The organism is Anaeromicrobium sediminis (assembly GCF_002270055.1).
Taxonomy (GTDB): domain Bacteria; phylum Bacillota; class Clostridia; order Peptostreptococcales; family Thermotaleaceae; genus Anaeromicrobium; species Anaeromicrobium sediminis.
Map to the genome: position 1 here is coordinate 26,238 of NZ_NIBG01000031.1, position 15,964 is coordinate 42,201.

Consider the following 15,964-nt stretch of genomic DNA (forward strand, 5'->3'; position numbering starts at 1 on the left):
TTATAATACAGACTTAATTTTCAAGGGAGAGTTTTTTATGAACAATACAAATGAAATGGTAAAATACGTAAAGTTAAATGATGACAAGAAAATAGAAATATGTGTAGATGAATCTTTCACACTATTTTTACAAGACCCTAGCATTGTGGCTATGATTGAGCAAAGTTGTAAATCTTTATTGGAAAATAAATTTATAAATTTGCATATAAATGGTAATACTTCATTTATTACAGTTGAATCAGGAACTGAACAAGCCTCTTTAGAATTAGTTAATAATGAGTTAATCCAAGGAATTCAAATGGCCATGGCCTTTTTATCACAAATGGGAACTGATAGCTTAGCATAATATGCTAAGCTTTATCCATATTACGAATAAAATTAACATATTCATATACATATGCTATAATGAGGTGTAAGTGTGCCATATTTTAATATGGATTTATAAAACTTCATATTATTAATAAAGTTTAACAGGGATCTTTACAAGGTTGCGCTTCTTATTTAGGAGGGATTTAATGTCTGATAATAACAACAACGCAGAAAAAAGGCGTTCTAATAAAAAGAAAGGTACCAAAAAGAAAAAGCTTAGCTTTTTTAGGCTATTTATAATAATTACCTTATTATGCGCTTTTATAGGAACTGGAATAGTTGGCGGAATGGTTTATGCCGTTATCAAGTCTAGCCCAGAAGTTGACTTTTCCCAGATGGGAACACTACTAAACGAGAATTCATTCATATTAGATGATAATGGTGAGTTAGTAGAAAAGGTGAAAAGTGACAGCTTAAGAACAATAGTAAAATACGATAAGATTCCTGAAAATGTTATAAATGCTTTTTTGGCCATAGAAGATAGATCATTCTTTGACCATAGGGGTATTAATCCAAAGAGAATTGTAGGTGCTTTCGTAGAAAATGTAAAAGCTGGTGCTGCTGTTCAAGGTGGTAGTACTATAACCCAACAATTAGTTAAAAACTTATATTTAACTAATGAAAAAAGTCTAGAAAGAAAAATAAAAGAAGCCTATTATTCCATAACAATGGAAAACGAACTTACTAAAGAGCAAATTTTAGAAGCATACTTAAACACAGCATATTTAGGTGGAGGAGCTAAAGGAGTCCAAGGAGCGTCCTATTTCTATTTTTCAAAGGATGTATCAGAGTTAGATTTAGCCGAAGCTGCATTAATAGCAGGTATAACTAAAAACCCATCTAAATATTCTCCACTAAAAACATTAAAAAAAGAAGATGTGGACCCTAAAAAACATTTAGTCTTAGATGATAGCGATCAATTGTATACTATAGTTTACGATGATCGATATAGACCAAGACAAGAGTTAGTTTTATCCATAATGAAAAGTGAAGGCATGATTACACAGGAAGAATATGATAAAGCTATAAATGAAGATATGGCTGACCATCTTAAACCTGGAAAATCTAGTACCTTCGGTATATCTTCATATTTTACTGACAAAGTAAAATATGACGTAATTGAAGCTTTACAGGAACAACTTAATGTATCTCCCCAAGACGCAAGTGATATGTTATACAATAAGGGACTTAGAATTCACACTACTTTAGATGTTAATATGCAAAAAATAGTTGAAGCTGAGTACAAAAAAAGTGCTAACTTCCCATCATTAATATCTAGAAAAAATTCTGCTGGAGATATATTAGCTAAAAACAATAGTGTATTACTTTACAAAAAAGGTAATTTAATAAACTCAGCTAAAGAATTGATTATTCCTAAATCTGATTACACTTATGACTCTAATGGAAATTTAGTATTGAATAAAAATAAAAGATTTAACTTCTATACATCTAAAAAGGATGGACAGGTAGTAGATATCATAGTTAAGCTAAAGGATGCCTATGTGGAGAATGGAAATAAGGAATACTTAATTCTAAAGGGAGGAAATTTAAATATCCCTTCTGAGTATAAATCCTTTGATTCAAATAATAATTTAGTAATAAACAAGTCCTTCTTCTCTTCATATGGAGATTTTGCTAAAAAGGACGGAAATGGAAATTTATTAGTATCTAAAAAATATTATTATTTAAGTGATAATGGTGCTATTCAACCTCAATCAGCTATGGTTATAATCGATCCTCGCACAGGACACATTAAAGCTTTAGTTGGGGGTAGAGATATAAAAGGACAAAAGCTTTATAACAGGGCTTTAAATCCTAGACCTCCTGGTTCTGCCATAAAACCTATTGGCGTTTATACACCAGCCATAGATAACGGTTGGACAGCAGCCACCATAGTTGACGATATCCCTCGCTATGAACCAAGTGGTAAAATGTGGCCTAAGAACTGGTATAAGGATAGATTTAAAGGTTTATCTACCATAAGGCAAGCATTACAGCTTTCCATGAATGTAGTTGCCGTTAAAGTTGGTGAGCAAGTGGGAGTTAATACGAGTATAGATTATTTGAAGAAAATGGGAATATCTACAATAGTAGAAAAGGGACGCTATAACGATATGAACTTAGCTGCCGTTGCCTTAGGTGGTATGACAAAGGGTATTAGCCCATTAGAACTTACTGCTGCTTATGGAAGTTTAGCTAATGAAGGTGTTTATATAGAACCTGTATCCTTTACTAAAGTAACGGATAAAGATGGTAATATAATAATTGAAAATACACCTACTAAAAATCGTGTTGTTTCACCTCAAGTAGCATTTGTTATGACAGATATGCTAAAAAGCGTTGTATCTGGGGGAACGGCAACTCGTGCCAAATTTGAACCTTCTAATAGTAAGATTCCTGTAGCAGGAAAAACAGGAACTACTTCAGACAACTACGATGCTTGGTTTGCTGGGTATACCCCTTATTATGTGGGTGCCGTTTGGATAGGTAATGATATACAAATGAAATTAAATCAAGGTAGTTCTGTAAGTACTCAACTTTGGCAAAATGTTATGAGCAAGATTCATAAAAACTTGCCTGACAAAAACTTTAAAAAGCCAGATGGAATTGTTGCAGTAGCTGTTGACAGAGTATCTGGAAAATTACCTACACAATTAAGCTATAGAGATCCTAAACTAGGAGAAAAGTCTGTAATATATGAATATTTCATTTCAGGAACTCAACCTACTGAATATGATGAAGTTCACGTAGAGTTAGAGGTCGATACTTCTACTAATAAGTTAGCTGGACCTAATTGTCCTCCTACTTTAATAGAAAAACGAGTATTTAGAAAAAGACCTATTCCTTATATGCCAGAAGCAAATAATGGAATAGTTCCTACAGATTATATATATGAAGCTCCAACTGAAGCCTGTGATGTTCATGTGGTGCCGGAAAATAATAATTCCATATTTGACAATCTAATCTTCCCACTTACTGGAGATGATGATAATAACAATAATGATGATAGTGAAGTAACATTACCAGATGGCGTTACCGTATCAGAATAAAAAAAAGGAGACTTTCAAAAGTCTCCTTTTTAACATTCTATATATTATATCCATTCTTCTTTAGTATTTCTTCCATGGCCTTTGTAACTATAGGAGCACCTATTTCCACATTATCTCTTCCATGCATTTTCCCTATGTCCCCTACACCTACAACTACCGGAATATTATTACATTTATCTATAATATCTACTGTATCTCCATAAAGTATATCATCATTAGTTTCATCACCTTGTTTATCTACTGCTCCCTTATATATTTGTCCTTGGCCAGTTACTGAAAAATCAACTTTTATCCCCTCCACACCTGGAGTATTTGCTGCAACTGCCACAACACCTAAAATCTCTATCTCTGGGTGATTGGCCAACTCATACAATGCCATTTCTCCTGCGGCAGTTCCTGAGTCCCCCATATCATCAACCATAACTACAACGGGATCATGTTTTGCGGTTTTTACTAAATTAACAATTTCACTACCTGTAATAGGAGTTGGATTTCCACCAGAACGTGATATACATCTGCCTCCTATATTTCTTGCCGCTTCCTCCACTGCCCTTTGTGCCACTGAATCACCATCAGTTACTAATATTACCTTTCTTTTTTTATCCATATATAATACCTCTCTTAACTATTTTTTAGCTTTAGGTGTAAATATAACTGCCATGAGATAACCAAAGACAATAGCAGCTGCAACACCTCCTGCAGTGGCCTGAACACCTCCAGTAAATGCTCCTAATATACCCTTTTCACTAGTTGCCTTTATGGCTCCTTTAGCCAAGGCATATCCAAAACCTGGTAATGGTACAGTTGCTCCTGCTCCTCCAAAGTCTGCTAGGGGCTCATAAATGCCTATCCCTCCTAATATTACTCCTGATGTTACAAATATGACTAAAATATGTGATGGGGTAAGTTTTGTACCGTCCATTAGTAATTGTCCAATTACACAAATGATTCCCCCTACTAAAAATACTCTCATATATTCCATAGTTTCACCACCTTAAATTTCATTAGTAATGGATACTGCATGGGCAATTCCAGGTATGGTCTCACCCTGTTGACTACTAGTTGGTGATAGTAGGGCTCCTGTTGAAACTAGCAATACTCTATTATATTTTTTATTTAACATTTCCTTGTATATGTAACTACAAAATACAGATGCAGAGCAACCACAACCACTTCCCCCTGCATGGGTATCTTGTTTTTCACCATCAAATATTAATACTCCACAATCAGTATATACATCTTTAACGTCAAATCCCTCATCCTTTAACATCTCTTCTGTAATCTCTTTTCCTATAAGACCTAAATCTCCAGTTATTATCAAATCATAATCCTTTGGTCTTAATCCTGTATCCTTAAAATGGGTACTTATGGTGTCCACAGCTGATGGTGCCATGGCAGCTCCCATATTATTTGCATCCTTTATACCCAAATCTACTACTTTCCCCGTAGTAACATGAGTTATTCTAGGACCCTTTCCCTTATTTGAAAGTATGGCAGCCCCTGTTCCTGTCACAGTCCATTGAGCAGTCATTGCCCTTTGATTTCCATGTTCTAATGGGTTTCTATATTGTCGTTCAGCTGAACAAAAATGACTAGATGTAACTGCTACTAGGTTATCTGCATAACCACCATCAATTAACATGGCTCCAAGGGATAAAGATTCTGCCATGGTTGAACAAGCTCCATATAATCCGAAAAATGGAATTTCTAAGGCCCTTGCTGAAAAGGTGGCAGCCATTAGTTGATTTAATAAATCACCTGCTAATAGGTACTCTAGGTCTTTTATCTCTAATTTGCCATTTTGGGCTGCTAGCTTTACACATTCCCTTTGCATTTTACTTTCGCTCAATTCCCAGCTTTTTTCTCCATACAAATCATCTTGAAGAACCACATGAAAATGGTTTCCCAAAGGGCCTTCACCCTCTTTAGGGCCTACTATACTTGAAGTAGAAATTATATAAGGTGGATTAACAAATTCCACCGTTTGCTTTCCCTTTTTCTTTTCTGCCAACTTACTAGCCTCCTTATTTAGAGAATATAAAATGAAGTAAACCTACAATAACAGAACTTCCAAAACCATATACGAGTACTGGTCCTGCCACATTAAACATTCTTGCTCCAACTCCAAATACATATCCTTCACGTTTAAATTCCATAGCTGGAGATACTATAGAATTGGAAAATCCGGTTATAGGTACTATGGACCCTGCTCCAGCTACCTTACCTAGTCTGTCGTAAAGTCCTAGTCCTGTAAAAAATGCTCCTAAAAAAACTAAGGTTATTGAAGTTGCTGTTGATGAATCCATTTTATCAAGGCCTAAACCTTTATATGAATTGTATATGAACTGGCCTAGTGTACATATGAGACCACCTACTATAAATGCCCATGTACAATTTTTAAGGTATGTGGGCTTTGGAATCTTCCCCTCAACATATGTGACATATTCTTCCTTCTTATTAATGGGTGGTTGTTGTTTTTTCTTATTAGTACTTTGTTGTTGTTTTTTCTTATTATTCCTTTTCCGTTTTTTTGCCATTTTATCCTCCTAATATTTCACTTGCTTTATCTTTACTGCTGTTTCATCATCAAATATACTATTTTTTATTTTGTCCATATTATTATTTTCTCTTTTTTCATTTATAAAATTAAATATATTTTCATTAAATTTTAAAGTAGTTTTTTCCATACTTATCCTCTCCTTAAGAGACTATATAAAACCAATATAAGAAAGATCCCATGACTTTTCCAAATATCAGTGCATAAAAAACATATTTTTCATAGCCATATAGGTTAAAAGTTTTTACTATTATGGGTATTACGTTTGTTATTTCCGTTAAGGCAGAGGCAAATAATCCCACATACAAGCCCATAAACAGTCCTGTTATGCCTACACCTATTGAAGAAATATTAAAACTTATATCTAATATATCTATTAAAACCATACTTACTCCAGATATAATCATAGTATATTCATATACTCTTATATATTTTTCAGTATTAGTCAATTGAGCCAATCTTGGAACTATATCTAAAATAGTTATAAAGGCTATGAGGGCCGTTCCCACTACAACACCTTCTGAAAATCCTATTAAGCTACTTATTATGCCTACAATCATACCTTTTCACCTATTTTTTATTTAGCTTACTTCTCATAAAACTATTTACTTTTTTTCTGTATGAACTCATTTCCACTTCCATAGGACTTGGATCGCTACCATATTTATTGGGAACTATTTTATTAAAGAATAAAGCCATTCCCACTCCTATTCCTAAAGAATAGGGTATTTGAATAATTAAAGGACTTTCATTATGTACTCCTGTTAAAATTTCATATATGCGCATATGAACATTTTTCATACTTATATCCTCATGAAAATTCATAATGGCTAATGATTCTCCTATAGCTAGTATTATTATTACTAATGATACCCGTAGTAATAATAAAAATTTAGACTCCTTCTTTTTTTTCTTGACTACGTTCACAAGGACCTCTTCATCATCTATAAAATGAATATCAATATGAGGTGTAGTGCTTATTATCTTATTGGCCACTTCTGTTGGTGAAATTATTTCATAAAAATCCTCCTGGACTTTACCTATTGGTATAGCTTCCACCATTTCTTTAATTTCTTTCTTCCCTGCCACATAGGCCACATCTTTTATTTTCAACTCTGCATTAGAGTCCTTGTCTATATTTTTTTTAAGTTGTATATATACTTTGTCCATATTCTTCTCCATATACTAATTTAGCCCTAGTAAATTTTACTTTAGGTCTTTTTAAATAAAAAAAAGCAGTTACGCCTAATACCAAAATCAATCCTATGGAAACAACTTTAAATTTCTTATTCATAATTTCACCTACTTTAATTCTTTACCTTTATTATTCTCAATTATTCCCTTACTAATTCAAAAAAAAAGACATGTTACCATGTCTTTTCTAATATATCTCTCATTTGTCCTAAAATCTTTTTTTCAATTCTAGATACTTGTACTTGAGATATTCCCAGAATTTGAGCTATTTCCGATTGAGTTTTGTCTTTAAAATACCTAAGAATTATTATAGTCCTTTCTCGAGCTTTTAACTTTGATAATATCTCATTAAGGGCCAATCTATCCGTAACTTCACCTTCGCCTTTTACCTTTTTTTCGCTTATTTTGTCTATTAAATGAACTGGCGAACCATCATCTTTGTGAATTACATCATAAAGATACTCTAGTTGGACATTTGCCTCTAATGCAATTACTATGTCTTCTTGAGAAATGTCTAGTGATGCTGAAATTTCACTTAAAGTTGGTTCTCTTCCCATTTCCTTTGATAAATTCTCCTTTGCCATTTTTACTTTAGCTGCCGTTTGTTTCATGGACCTACTTACTTTTATCATCCCATCATCTCTTAAAAATCTCTTAATCTCCCCTATTATCATGGGAACTGCATAGGTTGAAAATCTAACATTATAGGTAAAATCGAACTTTTCAATAGCCTTAACTAATCCGATACATCCTAACTGATATAAATCATCCTTATCATAACCTCGATTGTTAAACCTCTTTATAACACTTCTTACTAATCCCAAATTATTACTTACTAATACACTTTTAGCTTCTGCACTCCCCTGTTGTGCTTCCTTTATGAGCCCTAAAGTAGTCTCATGGTCAAATATTTTATTGTGGTTATCTGAATAAGGCATACCCATATTATCTACCCCTTAATCTCGAGAACTTTTTATTTCTTTTGACATCCTTATTTTTGTGCCTCTTCCAATTTGGGAGTCAATCTCAACATAATCCATAAATGTTTCCATAACTGTAAATCCCATACCAGATCTTTCAAGCTCAGGTTTGGAAGTAAAAAGGGGTTCTCTAGCTTGTTCTATATTTTCAATACCTTTTCCAAAATCCTCTATTGTCACTTCTAAAGTTTCTCCCATTATGCCACATTCTATTACTATTTTTCCTAATTCCTCTAAATATCCATGAATTATGGAATTTGTAACAGCTTCTGACACGGCAGTTTTAATGTCTGCTAACTCCTCTAGAGTAGGATCAAGTTGTGCTACAAAAGCAGCTACTACTACTCTAGCAAAGGATTCATTTTGGGATTTACTTAATATTTCTAGTCTCATATGATTATTATCTAGCAATTTATTCACTCCCTTATAAGTTTTCTAAGGCTTCTTCTTTAGTTTCATAGTATTTTATTATATTTAAAAGTCCTGACATCTTAAAAATTTTATGCACTCTATCATTTAAGTTTATGACACCAGCTTGTCCTCCATATTCTTTTATTTTCTTAAAACGCCCTATTACTACTCCAATACCAGAACTATCCATGAACCTTACTTTTTTAAAGTCAAATACTATATTTTTTGCATTTTCTCTATTTATAGCTTTATCAATTTCCTCCCTAACTTCCTTTGCTGTATGATGGTCTAATTCACCATCTAAAGCCACTACTAAGTTATTGTTTATCATTTCTATACTAGTTTGCAATCCTACTCCCCCCATTACTTGTTTTAAATATACTTCTTCAAAATCTCCCCTTTTTCCTTCGATGAAAATTGACTAGTATTGACTAGTTTTGTCCAAAAATAAAAATATGGCCAAATATTTGACCATACCCTTAATTTATTGTAGTTTATTTTGCATTTCTTCCATCTTCATTGAATTTTCTTCAGTTATTTCTGGCATTTCTATATTAATTTCTTCATTTATATTATATATTTTACTATTTCCTTTAACACCTAAAGACATGGATGGTCTTTGTGTTTCCTCATCTGCCTTTAAATTAATGTTAATATCCATCTCAGAACTTACTATTTCATTATTCTTATCTAGAAAATATACCATCTTTACCTTTTCTATAGTAAGAACCTTATCTAATTCTTCTATTCCTTTGCTTAATTCTTCTCTTGCCTTTTGTAACTCTTCTTTAATCTCTGCTTCTGACTTTTCTTCTCCTAAAAGAATACTTTGTCTTTTAGCATTTTCTATAGTATATTTCATAAACATGGGATTATCATATAATTTAGGTAATATACTTTTAATAACTTCTTTAAATTCTTCATCATTAAAAGTTATCTCTATAGGAGTTGCTGATACTTCTTTTCCATTTATATCTAATTTTTCATCCTCTAGGACTTTAATATTTTCGTCTTTAATAAGTCCTAATATGGATTTACTCATCTCGCCGCTTAATTTTTTCATGTCTTCCTTGTTTTCATTTAAGCTTTCACCATTGCCCTCATATAGTACCATATACTTTTCTTGCATAGGTAACTTTACTACATATTTTTCAGGGCTATAGTAAATTTCCATTTCATAAGACATTCCACTTAAAGCTACATTTACTTTACCCGCCATATTAAATGACTCTTGATCAATTTGAAAATTCCCCTTTAGTTTGGCTTGATTTATCATTCCTACAAACATGCCTATCATAGGGTTTTTATTTATTTCTTCTTCTGGCACCCCTATGTTAAAACTCATATCCAACTCCTGAGTTGCAGTCTTTAGATTCATGGAATTTTCAAAGGCCTTTTCTAATCTGTCCTTAGGATCTTCCTTTTTACACCCCACTGTCAATGACATAATCATTAATATTGCTACTAATAGTGAGATAATCCTCTTTGTCATCTCTTGTCCCCCTTTAAAATTTTAGTCTATAATAATATATCATTTTGAAAAAACATTGTAAACATTTTACTTTTTACATTTTATTTGTAATTATACCCTCCATAGGCAATCTATTCTTATTCACGTAGAAAAAACTCCCTAAAAGGGAGTTTTTTCTAGTCTTCTAAATTAACTTCTATAGTTTCCATTTGCTCTATGGCCTCATCTATAAGCTTTTCCACATCTAACTTAGATTCTGATTGTTCTATTCTATCTACTCTAGGTTTTGTAACTGGACGCTTTGGTAAAAATACTGTACAACAATCTTCAAATGGCAAAATTGAAGTTTCATATGTATCTATCATTCTAGCCATCTTAATAATATCTATTTTATCCATTGCTATAAGTGGTCTAAATACAGGTATATTTACAGAGGAATTTGTAACTGTTAATCCCTGTATGGTTTGACTAGCCACCTGCCCTATATTTTCTCCAGTTATTAAGGCATTACACTCTTGCCTCTCAGCTATTTTTTCTGCTATTTTCATCATGAATCTTCTTGATAATATGGTCATTTCATCTTCTGGGCATTTCTCATTAATTTCCTTTTGTATAGGTAGTAAGTTTATGGAATGTAATTTTATAGTTCCACAATATATGGATAATTTTCTAGCTAATTCTATTACCTTCTCTTTAGCCCTGTCACTAGTAAAAGGATAACTATGATAGTGAATACCTTCTATCTCTACTCCTCTTTTAGCCATCATCCATCCTGCCACAGGAGAGTCAATTCCTCCTGACAATAGTAATAGAGCTTTACCATTTGTTCCTAGTGGTAATCCACCATAACCATTAACCTTTTCTGAATGAGCATATATTTTATGTCTCACATCTACCCTTAATACTACATCTGGATTATGTACGTCTACTGTATAATTCTCCGTATTTTGTAATACATATCCACCAACTTCTCTAGCTATTTCAGGTGACTTAATTTTAAAGGATTTATCAGCTCTTTTAGCTTCCACCTTAAAAGTCTTTGCCTCATCATCACCAAATTTGTCTTTTAGATATGTTATAGCACATTCACAAATACTATCCATATTTTTTTCTTCAGATACATAGGCTAAACTTATGGAAGCCACTCCAAATACTTTTCTTACCCTTTCTATTACTTCATCTTCATCATAGTCTTCCATATCTAATATAAGTAGACCATTAGCTTTTCTTACCTTAAGATTACCTAAGTCCTTTAAGTTGTTCTCAATATGTCTGATCAATTTATTTTCAAAGTATGGTCTATTGAGACCCTTTAAAATAATTTCTCCATATCTAATTATCAATTCTTTTTTCATTTTATCACCTCTTTATAATCATTCGTAACTCTTCTACACTATTTTTTATCTTTTCTATTGCATAATCCATTTCTTCCATTTTATTAGTATATGAAAAACTAAATCGTATAGCTCCTTCTATCTGCTCATTAGTTAATTTCATACTCTTTAACACATGACTTTGGCTACTTTTTTTATTAGAAGAACAAGCAGATCCTGTAGATACATATATATTATATTGTTCTAAATAATGAAGAAGTACTTCTCCTCTTATTCCAGAAAAACTAATATTTAAAATATGGGGAGCATGACATGTTTCATGGCCATTAACCTTAATATCTTTAACCTGTGCCAATATTTTTTCTTTAAACTTTTCTCTAAAGTTTTTAATATACTCAATATGTTCTTCTATTTTATTATTAAAATCTGATACGGCTGCCCCAAAACCTAATATACCTGGCACATTTTCTGTACCTGATCTTATTCCCGTTTCTTGACTTCCTCCAAATACTATTGGTTGTATCTTAGTTCCCTTTTTAATATATAGTACTCCTACACCCTTAGGTCCATGGACTTTATGAGCACTAACTGATAGTAAATCTATTCCTATCTTTTGTGGTGAAATTTTTATTTTGCCAAAGGATTGTATAGCATCCACATGGAAAGTAGGTCTTTTCTTTAACTTCTTTAATATTTTTCCTATTTCTTCTATAGGTTGTATAGTTCCAACTTCATTATTAACATGCATTATACTAACTAATATAGTATCATCTGTTAAATTTTCTTTTAATTCATCTATACTTATCATTCCATATTCATCTATACGTAAGTAAACTACCTCATATCCTTCATTTTCTAATGTTTTATATACATTAAGGACCGATGGATGTTCTATTTTAGTAGTAATTATTTTTCTACCTTCTCTTTTTTTACTTTTTATAGTTCCTAATATGGCTAAATTATTGGCTTCAGTACCTCCAGAAGTAAATATTATTTCCTCTGGTTTAGCATAAAGAGATTTAGCTAGTTGCTTCCTAGCCTCTTTTACTAATTTTTCTACTTCTACACCTTTTTTATGTAGAGAAGATGGATTTCCATAATAATCTGTTAAAGATTTAAGCATAATATCCACAACTTCCCCTTTAGGTTTGGTTGTAGCGCTATTATCAAAATAAGCTTCCATATTTATCTCTCCAATACTGTATTTTACATGTCTTTGCATATTTTATATTATTAATCCCTCTTTGTAAAGTAAATTACCCATATATTTTTATTTTGATAATTATAATTGAACATATTCACAAAGTTATTTTTTAATTATAATTTTTTTATATGAAAGTGTTGCAACCATTGTCGTTTTTTGTTATAATTTGCTTAGTGGTTATCCCCCTGATAACCTCGATAATATAATCTCTATTCCCAATACCCCTTTTGAACGTAAACTAGTAAAAAACCTAGCCCGCGAGGCTAGGTTTTTTGCATTTATAGTTAATATCTATTCAACTACTTCCACTATACTAATTTGTGGCATTTTTAATAAGTCAACAAAATTTTCTCCAACTTTTATTAGTGGTCTTGTTGGCCTTTGTTTGTTTACCAATACTATTTTTCCTATTTTTCCATCAGATAGTTTTACTACGTTTCCCACATAAAATTTAGATATGTTCCATAAGAAGATATTACATATATATGGATCTAATTTCCCATATCCTTCACTTTCTATTTCTTCTGCCACTTTAAAAGGTGATTCCTTATCCTTATATACTCTCTTAGACGTCATAGCATCAAAAACATCTGCTATGGCTATTATTCTAGCAAATTCATGAATTCTTTCACTCTTTAGCCCATAAGGATACCCACTACCATCAAATCTTTCATGGTGTTGAAGTATACCACAACATACATTAAAATCTAGTTTGTCATCATTTTGTACCAACTTGTATCCATATTCAGCATGTCTTTTCATCTCTGAACATTCTTCTCTAGTTAATCTTCCTGGTTTATAGAGTATTTCTCTTTTAACTTTTGCTTTTCCAATATCATGTAAGAAAGCAGCTAATGCAAGTTTATCCAATTTATCCTGACTATAATTTAACCATTTTCCTATCATAGTTGCTAGGACGCATACATTAATAGAGTGAGTATAAGTATAATCATCTACCACATGGGTTTCTCTTAACCTTTTTAGTACATTATTATTTAAAACAACGTTTTCAACTAAGTCAGCTACAGATTCTTCTACAATCTCCGTTTCTATTTTTTTACCTAGTTGAACCTCATTGTAAACATCTTTAAATTTATTCAAAGACTCAGCGTATTTTTCTTTCAAGCGCCTTTCTTCTTTTATTTTCTCTTTATACTCATCTTTAGATACTTCCTTCTTTAAATCTCCAATTATATATATATATCTAATTCCTAGTTCCTTTATTTTATCCATTACATTTTCATTTAATCTTGTCCCACGTGCAATTAGAAGCTGATCATATGGTCCTAATATATCTTTTGCTAAAATCATATCTTCTTCCATTTCACTTAAATATATCTTTTTCATATAGTACCTCTCCACTTCCTTTAACTAATTTAATTAAATTCTTCTACACTATACTTTTCTACATCTTATTATTCTATATTATATATTCTATATATATTATTCTATCTTTTTCTACAATTTCCTCTAATAGAATTAGTATTTTAGTGCTCTATTCCCACATCTAGGACAATAATTTTGTTTTTTCTTGATGATTTCTCCACAATTCTTACAATAGCCAAAACCTCTTTTTCTAACCATTCTTTCTTTCATCATGTTTAACTTTCTCTCTAGCCGTCTTATCTCCATACACCTTCTTTTAATTTCACTAGTAGGCATGTGAGCCTTTTCCTCTGTATAATATTTATATACAATTTCTCCTATATACAGTTTATGTTCTTCTATTTCTTCCTCTATTCCTCTTATGTTCATCTTCATCTCAGTCAGTTCTATAACCTCATCAGTTTTTACTGATAGGGTATGTGTTCCTCTACCTATACTATCTATAAATCTCTCTAAAAAATCCATATAATCGCCCCTCTTAAAAATTACCTATTGTATTTTTATAAAGTTATCTTATTATATTATATATAGCTAATTTACAGGAGGACTCAATAATGGAAATATTTGTACATGAAATTTCAGAAGATTTACATATACCATCAAGTTTTAGTAAATATTATTCAGATCTTAATTTCGCCTTTTTTGATATAGAAACTACTGGTCTTAGTCGTAAAAATAGTAAAATTATATTAATAGGTATGCTTTATGTATGTGATGGAAAAATCATAGTGAAACAATATTTTTGCAATAACAGAAGTGAAGAGAAAAAAATGTTACTTCAATTCATGAAAGATATAAAGAATTTTGATTTACTTATAAGTTATAATGGTAATGCCTTTGATATACCCTTCATTAACGAAAGATTGAAATATAATAAAATAAGTGATTCCATTAAACCTTATAAGAGTATGGATTTTTTATGTTTAGTAAGAAGAAACAAGGCCCTTTTAAATATGGACAGCTACAAACTAAAAAGTGTAGAAGAGTTAATGGGTATACATAGAAATGATACAATATCTGGAAAAGACAGTGTGGAACTATATAACATATACGAAGAAACTAAAGATGAAAAGCTACTAAAGGTAATTTTACTTCACAACTATGATGATCTTTATTTCTTTAGTAAAACTTTAAAAATATTAGATTTAATACCAGAAGAAAATTTATTTTTAGACTTTCCTTATGTAATTAATCACGAAAGTGATTATAAAATATACATATCAAAGCATACAATAAAGGGATCTACCCTACATGTTGAGGGTTCTATTTTGTGGGATGAGGACAATGATTATTTCTTTTATGATACACTTTTAGATTTTAATTATGAAAAGTATTCCAATAAGTTTAACCTGAAAATTTTGTTAGAAAAGGGATTATCTCCAAATGATGAAAAATGTCTTTACTTACCTTTAGATAGGGTTTCTAACATGGATGGAAATTTAGTATTTAAAGTGGATAAGAAAATTCAACCTAATAGTTTATTATATTTTTATAAAAATCTATTAAGTAATATTTTAAACAATATTAAATAAGCAAAAAATAAGGGGGCTAGTATCTAAATAAATACTAACACCCCAACATTTCACATAGAACAAAAATAAAAAGCTTGAATAAACTATTCAAGCTTTCTTTTGGTGCCCAGAGGCGGAATCGAACCACCGACACGGGGATTTTCAGTCCCCTGCTCTACCGACTGAGCTATCTGGGCATATAAATTATAATGGTCGGGGTGGCAGGATTTGAACCCGCGGCCCCCTGGTCCCAAACCAGATGCGCTACCAAACTGCGCTACACCCCGATTGAAAATTGGCAGGGGTAGAAGGACTTGAACCCTCGGCACGTGGTTTTGGAGACCACTGCTCTACCAACTGAGCTATACCCCTACATATTAAATTGAAAATGGTGGGCCTTCAGGGACTCGAACCCCGGACCTGCCGGTTATGAGCCGGACGCTCTGACCAACTGAGCTAAAGGCCCCCAAAATGGCGGAGAAGGCGGGATTCGAACC

Annotated in this window: 19 protein-coding genes and 4 tRNA genes; 3 read left to right on the forward strand and 20 right to left on the reverse strand. The window is 32.0% G+C overall.

Features of this window, described 5'->3' with window-relative positions; all coding sequences use genetic code 11:
- The first annotated feature begins 37 nt into the window (after window positions 1-37).
- Window positions 38-346: a hypothetical protein gene (locus tag CCE28_RS20315; protein WP_095135821.1), complete on the forward strand. Its 309-nt coding sequence runs from the start codon at window positions 38-40 to the stop codon at window positions 344-346.
- Between the two features lie 169 nt (window positions 347-515).
- Window positions 516-3,419 carry a penicillin-binding protein 1A gene (locus tag CCE28_RS20320; protein ID WP_095135823.1) on the forward strand — a complete coding sequence of 968 codons (2,904 nt, stop codon included), beginning with the start codon at window positions 516-518 and terminating at the stop codon, window positions 3,417-3,419.
- Window positions 3,420-3,456: 37 nt separating this feature from the next.
- Here the strand turns inward: CCE28_RS20320 and CCE28_RS20325 are convergent, their stop codons facing one another.
- From CCE28_RS20325 to CCE28_RS20390, 16 genes are all read right to left on the reverse strand, one after another.
- Complete coding sequence (locus CCE28_RS20325; RefSeq protein ID WP_095135825.1) at window positions 3,457-4,026, reverse strand: stage V sporulation protein AE; 570 nt, start codon at window positions 4,024-4,026, stop codon at window positions 3,457-3,459.
- Between the two features lie 18 nt (window positions 4,027-4,044).
- On the reverse strand, window positions 4,045-4,401 hold the full coding sequence (gene spoVAE, locus CCE28_RS20330; RefSeq protein ID WP_095135827.1) for a stage V sporulation protein AE: 357 nt from the start codon (window positions 4,399-4,401) through the stop codon (window positions 4,045-4,047).
- Between the two features lie 12 nt (window positions 4,402-4,413).
- On the reverse strand, window positions 4,414-5,430 hold the full coding sequence (gene spoVAD, locus CCE28_RS20335; RefSeq protein WP_095135829.1) for a stage V sporulation protein AD: 1,017 nt from the start codon (window positions 5,428-5,430) through the stop codon (window positions 4,414-4,416).
- A gap of 13 nt (window positions 5,431-5,443) precedes the next feature.
- Entirely contained in the window at window positions 5,444-5,956 is a 513-nt protein-coding gene (gene spoVAC / locus CCE28_RS20340; RefSeq protein WP_095135831.1) for a stage V sporulation protein AC, read from the reverse strand.
- Between the two features lie 9 nt (window positions 5,957-5,965).
- Window positions 5,966-6,106 carry a hypothetical protein gene (locus tag CCE28_RS22390; protein WP_176461944.1) on the reverse strand — a complete coding sequence of 47 codons (141 nt, stop codon included), beginning with the start codon at window positions 6,104-6,106 and terminating at the stop codon, window positions 5,966-5,968.
- A gap of 13 nt (window positions 6,107-6,119) precedes the next feature.
- Entirely contained in the window at window positions 6,120-6,536 is a 417-nt protein-coding gene (locus tag CCE28_RS20345; protein WP_095135833.1) for a stage V sporulation protein AB, read from the reverse strand.
- Between the two features lie 10 nt (window positions 6,537-6,546).
- Window positions 6,547-7,146: a stage V sporulation protein AA gene (locus CCE28_RS20350; RefSeq protein ID WP_095135835.1), complete on the reverse strand. Its 600-nt coding sequence runs from the start codon at window positions 7,144-7,146 to the stop codon at window positions 6,547-6,549.
- Complete coding sequence (locus CCE28_RS22395) at window positions 7,121-7,270, reverse strand: hypothetical protein (protein WP_176461945.1); 150 nt, start codon at window positions 7,268-7,270, stop codon at window positions 7,121-7,123. The genes CCE28_RS20350 and CCE28_RS22395 overlap by 26 nt, the downstream gene beginning before the upstream one ends.
- Before the next feature lie 73 nt (window positions 7,271-7,343).
- Window positions 7,344-8,114, reverse strand: a complete 771-nt coding sequence (sigF, locus tag CCE28_RS20355) for an RNA polymerase sporulation sigma factor SigF (protein ID WP_095135837.1) — start codon at window positions 8,112-8,114, stop codon at window positions 7,344-7,346.
- A gap of 12 nt (window positions 8,115-8,126) precedes the next feature.
- Window positions 8,127-8,543 carry an anti-sigma F factor gene (gene spoIIAB / locus CCE28_RS20360; RefSeq protein ID WP_095135853.1) on the reverse strand — a complete coding sequence of 139 codons (417 nt, stop codon included), beginning with the start codon at window positions 8,541-8,543 and terminating at the stop codon, window positions 8,127-8,129.
- Window positions 8,544-8,574: 31 nt separating this feature from the next.
- On the reverse strand, window positions 8,575-8,910 hold the full coding sequence (spoIIAA, locus tag CCE28_RS20365; RefSeq protein WP_242973042.1) for an anti-sigma F factor antagonist: 336 nt from the start codon (window positions 8,908-8,910) through the stop codon (window positions 8,575-8,577).
- A 135-nt stretch (window positions 8,911-9,045) separates the two neighbouring features.
- The gene (locus tag CCE28_RS20370) at window positions 9,046-10,053 is read right to left on the reverse strand and encodes a hypothetical protein (protein ID WP_095135841.1); all 1,008 of its coding nucleotides are present in this window, start codon (window positions 10,051-10,053) and stop codon (window positions 9,046-9,048) included.
- A 155-nt stretch (window positions 10,054-10,208) separates the two neighbouring features.
- On the reverse strand, window positions 10,209-11,387 hold the full coding sequence (gene thiI, locus CCE28_RS20375) for a tRNA uracil 4-sulfurtransferase ThiI (RefSeq protein WP_095135843.1): 1,179 nt from the start codon (window positions 11,385-11,387) through the stop codon (window positions 10,209-10,211).
- A gap of 4 nt (window positions 11,388-11,391) precedes the next feature.
- Window positions 11,392-12,588, reverse strand: coding sequence for a cysteine desulfurase family protein (locus tag CCE28_RS20380; protein WP_330396891.1), 1,197 nt, complete (start codon window positions 12,586-12,588; stop codon window positions 11,392-11,394).
- 273 nt (window positions 12,589-12,861) lie between these two features.
- Window positions 12,862-13,917: an HD-GYP domain-containing protein gene (locus CCE28_RS20385; RefSeq protein WP_095135847.1), complete on the reverse strand. Its 1,056-nt coding sequence runs from the start codon at window positions 13,915-13,917 to the stop codon at window positions 12,862-12,864.
- A gap of 132 nt (window positions 13,918-14,049) precedes the next feature.
- Window positions 14,050-14,421: a zinc ribbon domain-containing protein gene (locus CCE28_RS20390; protein ID WP_095135849.1), complete on the reverse strand. Its 372-nt coding sequence runs from the start codon at window positions 14,419-14,421 to the stop codon at window positions 14,050-14,052.
- Window positions 14,422-14,510: 89 nt separating this feature from the next.
- Here CCE28_RS20390 and CCE28_RS20395 point away from each other — a divergent pair, with 89 nt between their 5' ends.
- Window positions 14,511-15,488 carry a ribonuclease H-like domain-containing protein gene (locus CCE28_RS20395; RefSeq protein ID WP_095135851.1) on the forward strand — a complete coding sequence of 326 codons (978 nt, stop codon included), beginning with the start codon at window positions 14,511-14,513 and terminating at the stop codon, window positions 15,486-15,488.
- Window positions 15,489-15,588: 100 nt separating this feature from the next.
- Here CCE28_RS20395 and CCE28_RS20400 read toward each other — a convergent pair.
- From CCE28_RS20400 to CCE28_RS20415, 4 genes are all read right to left on the reverse strand, one after another.
- Window positions 15,589-15,664, reverse strand: a tRNA-Phe gene (locus CCE28_RS20400).
- A 13-nt stretch (window positions 15,665-15,677) separates the two neighbouring features.
- Window positions 15,678-15,754, reverse strand: a tRNA-Pro gene (locus CCE28_RS20405).
- Between the two features lie 9 nt (window positions 15,755-15,763).
- Window positions 15,764-15,839, reverse strand: a tRNA-Trp gene (locus CCE28_RS20410).
- Window positions 15,840-15,856: 17 nt separating this feature from the next.
- A tRNA-Ile gene (locus CCE28_RS20415) sits at window positions 15,857-15,933 on the reverse strand.
- Window positions 15,934-15,964: the final 31 nt, after the last annotated feature.